The 4186-nt window shown below is 45.8% G+C and carries 4 protein-coding genes and 1 pseudogene; all 5 read right to left on the reverse strand.

Annotated features, from left to right (window positions below; genetic code table 11):
* The coding region (locus C7R94_RS25095; RefSeq protein WP_106785410.1) for a tetratricopeptide repeat protein at window positions 1-931 on the reverse strand (931 nt) is incomplete at its 3' end.
* A gap of 128 nt (window positions 932-1059) precedes the next feature.
* Entirely contained in the window at window positions 1060-1710 is a 651-nt protein-coding gene (locus C7R94_RS25100; RefSeq protein ID WP_047069003.1) for a zf-HC2 domain-containing protein, read from the reverse strand.
* A complete protein-coding gene (locus tag C7R94_RS25105; protein WP_007716581.1) occupies window positions 1707-2297 on the reverse strand; it encodes an RNA polymerase sigma factor in 591 nt (196 codons plus the stop codon). Before C7R94_RS25105 ends, C7R94_RS25100 begins: the two co-directional genes overlap by 4 nt.
* Before the next feature lie 132 nt (window positions 2298-2429).
* Window positions 2430-3551 (reverse strand): amidohydrolase family protein, encoded by a 1122-nt coding sequence (locus C7R94_RS25110; RefSeq protein ID WP_106785411.1) that lies wholly within the window; start codon window positions 3549-3551, stop codon window positions 2430-2432.
* A gap of 322 nt (window positions 3552-3873) precedes the next feature.
* A pseudogene (locus C7R94_RS25115) lies at window positions 3874-4186 on the reverse strand (3-phosphoshikimate 1-carboxyvinyltransferase); the annotation flags it as partial.

Genomic DNA, 4186 nt, shown 5'->3' on the forward strand with positions numbered 1-4186 from the left:
ATTCATGGTCCCACTGGTCGTGAAGCTGTTGGTATTCCTTCGCTTCCTCATAGCGCCCGGCTTGAGTCAAAAGGGCAATCAGCCTGCGGATCTGATCCAAATCGAAACCCGACAACGATACATATTGCTTCAGCGCCTCAATAGCCGCTTCTGTTTTCCCCATCGAAAGATTCACATCTGCAGCTAATGGATAAGCTGACACATACTCCTCGTCAACCGCTTGCAAACTGCTGACCAATTCTGCTGCTTCATCCAGTCGTCCTACGTGGAATGCCATCAGTGCACATCCGTAGAGTACTTCTGGCGAACGATCCATGACCAGTGCCTGACGGAATACCTGGTAGGCCTGTTCGAATTGACCGCTTTGTGCGTACGAGCGGCCCTTTGTCAAAAGCATAGACAGACTTTCATCCCCTGCTTGTTCGAGGAGCTTCATTGCTTTCTCGTCTTCTCCAATACGGAAATACAAGTTACCCAGTGCTGCCATAATATCCTGGTTGTCTGGCTCCTTCAGTCTTGCTTGCTCCAAATACTTGACCGCCACTTCATCTAAATCTTGGAGTGAATACAGATCCGCTAGCAACAAGTCAAGCTGGATGCTTTCAAAGCCAGATTCTTTACATTCATAGAGAAGATGCTGCGCCGTCTCAAAATCACTGGAATCCAAAGCAATCTCCGCTAGTAGCAGCTGGCATTCTCTGCGCAAAAAGGACTCCATTTGCGGATTTTTGGCCATGACATCTGTCAGCAACTGACTCGCCTCTTCCAAATGACCGAGTCGATACCAGACCTCTGCCAAATACATCATGACATCCGGCAAATCTTTTCCATGCTCTTGAACCTTTTGCAGAGCGGTCAAGCCCAACTCCACTTCATCGTTTTCAATCCGCTTGATCGCTTCGTCTATGACATACAGCCACTTTTTCGGCATTTCTTTCACCTCATATGTATTTTGCGTGGCCCTGTTGCTCTACACGTTTGTTGAACAACCACTCTAATAAAATAGCCACAAAAGACCGTCCGAAGACGGTCTTTTCTTTTACTCTTGATCATATACCATTATGCTCGCGTTAGCCAGCTCATTGTAAGAACAGTAATAAGGATTCCAAAAATACTAAGTACAATGCTGTAATTCGGTTTGGCTAAATCAGTAGAAGTCGGCTTCCCATCGAGCGGTACGATCGAAGCAGTAGCATGTTCCAGCGAATCTTCTTGCGACGTATATGCCTGAGCCTCTACCACATATGTACCGTCATCTGTTTGCATGGAAGAAGAAATAACTTGCGCTTTTGGCGTGTTAATCTCCATAACTTCTCCGTTAATCACAAGCGAATTCGCATGCTCCGTGGTACTGGTATTCACATATAAAGTGAACGAAAAGACCATCAGCAACAAAACAGCAACACTCGCAGCCATGCGTCGCATTCTCGCTGTCACACTGAAAATCTTTCTGCCAATTGGGATCGCCCACTGCTCTTCCGATAAAATACGGGCCATCACCGCGTCTACAATGGAACGAGATGGAGTTACAGAATGGTATTCTTCTTTATCCATTTCCATCCACTCACCACTGTCCGACCAAATCTCATAGTCGGAACGACAGGCATAGCATGCTGCCATATGGTGATCAACCCGGCGTTGGGTCACCTCAGGCAACAGATTTTCGGCGTATTCAGGCAGAATTTCCTGGACTTCTTCACATCTCATCATCGATTCATCCCTTCAGCTTCATCCAAATGAGGGTCCAGGATGTAGTTTTCCAACTGTCCACGAATACTTTGCCGCGCTCGAAACAGTAGAGACTTCACAGAGCTCACTGTTAAATCCAGAATTGTAGCGATTTCTGTGTAATCCATTTGTTCGTACTCGCGTAATATCAGCGCTGAGCGTTGCTTCTCTGGCAAGCTGTTGATTGCCAGTCTTACCATGCTCTCCCGTTCATTCCGGAGCAAAACTTGCTCAGGCAATGTCTTGGGAGATGCCATAGGCACTTGCAACGTATCATCCAGATACACGTCAGAATTGCGGCTCTTGCGCAATTCACTGAGTACGGAGTTGCGTGCAATCGTATAGAGCCAGGTGGAGAATGTAGCTTCTACATCTCGGAAAGAATGAATGCTCTTATACGCCTTGTAAAACGTCTCCTGACATATATCCTCCGCTATATGCTCTAAATGTGCCTGACGCAAAAGATGAGTGACAAATGAGAGGATCTTTTTTTCATATCGACGAATCAGTTCAGCATAGCATTCCAGATTACCTTCTTTAATCTCTCGGATAAGCTGGGAATCGGTCATGATCAGAGATTACCTCCTTGCGATTCCGATCCCTCAGCGGCCTTTTGCATAATTAGACTGCTGGGGATGTAAAAAGTTGCGCGACCTTACGATTCTTTTTCTCGTCTGTCTACTGGANNCCCCAAACCGGGGTTATATGACATAAGCGTAGGGCTTCGTGTCGAATAAGCACTTACCCATACCAACCAAAGGGATAAATCGCATATTTCGATATATCCATTTACCGTTCGACATAACAGATGTTGGAAGATGCATTTCACTAAAATTGAGAATAGTGGAAAGATCATTCTTTGTCAACCAGTTTTCCTTTTTCAGGAAAACGATATCAGCGTCTGCGCCAGTTGTCAAGCTTCCTTTTCGCGGATACAGTCCAATTGCTTTTGCAACATTTGTCGAAGCGAGCCTGACTACTAAGCAAAGCAATTCTTCAGGCGTACACCAGCTCTTTCGTGTATCAATCCGCACATCGTGAATCGGAGACGCTACTTGCCAGCTCCCAAACCATTGACGATGCAATTGACGAAGACCTTGATCCGTCACTTCAGCCGGCAAACGAAAGATATGCAGGTACGGGTCATTTTCTTCAAAATGAAAGGCCGCTTGAGCATCTGTAATGACAGTACGCAACCGCCAATAACGGGTAGCCTCCATCCAAATCTGTCGAATGAGTTCCCGTTGTTCTTTTTTTAAAAACGGGTCATTTTGCACCTGCATGTGCAGGATCGTATGTTTAGACGTATGAAGTTGCAAAAGCGTTTCCCATTTTATTGTGGAAATTTCTTCTGGATTTCGAATCGTGACATGAAACGAAGAATAGCCATGGCTCATCCAATCCGCTAAGCGGTCACCGTGAAGATCGGCGACATCGATTTCTACATGCCAAACATAATCCAACAAACTGTTGAAATGCTGGGTTTGTTGATAGTGAATTTGCGGTCTGCTCATCCATCGCTCTGGCCGGAAGACGTCCACCAGGCTTGTACATCCCGAGCTGATGAGATTTCGCATGGCTTCTATATAAACATCTACATCTTTGATTTTATACAACGAATGTGTCAGGAGTGCGACAAAACCGGGCAAAAGATACATACCGCTAGCATCTATTTCTTCATATAAATCGTTGAAGGGGTTTTTCGTCAGGGTATCTTTAGCAATTCGAACAATTTTCCCATGACGGATCCAAATATCTGCCTCTTTCATTCCCCGTGCTGTGACAATCGTTCCCCCGCGTATGACCATCCCTTGCTCCAGCATAGCTCGTCCCCCTCCCACTTCTCTTGCACACACTACCCTTGTACGAGCATATGCACAAAAAGGGGAAAAAGTACTCATTTGAGCCAAACCGCTTTTAAACAAAAAAAGACCGCCGTTGATGTAAGCGCATTCAAACGACGGTAGCACACACGTGCTTTCTTATATTGGATAGGAGTGGAGAGAAACCATACTGTAGTTTTATAATAAACGGAATGTAAGCGCTTGTCAAATCATTTTTGCTAAAATTCGGAACGCTTTGTCCTCCCACAAAAAAAGAAGCCTGCTACCCTATATAGGAACAGACTTCTCTTCCATTCTTCCATTATTGGCTGATTTTCACAAGCAAGTCATGGAAGCCAGGGAACGATACATCAATCGCATCATCATTTTCGATTGTCGTCTCCCCCTTGGCAACGAGACCTGCGATCGCCATCGCCATGCCAATTCGGTGATCCCCCATGCTATCGATGACAGCCCCTGTCAATCCCGTCTTCCCTTCGATGATCATTCCGTCATCAGTAGGTGTCAGCCTAGCGCCGAATTTGGACAGTTGACTCACCACCGTGGCAATACGGTCCGTCTCTTTTACTTTTAGCTCTTCGGCATCACGGATTACAGTTTGTCCTTTGGCCTGC

Source organism: Brevibacillus sp. NRRL NRS-603 (genome assembly GCF_003013445.1).
Lineage (GTDB): Bacteria > Bacillota > Bacilli > Brevibacillales > Brevibacillaceae > Brevibacillus > Brevibacillus formosus.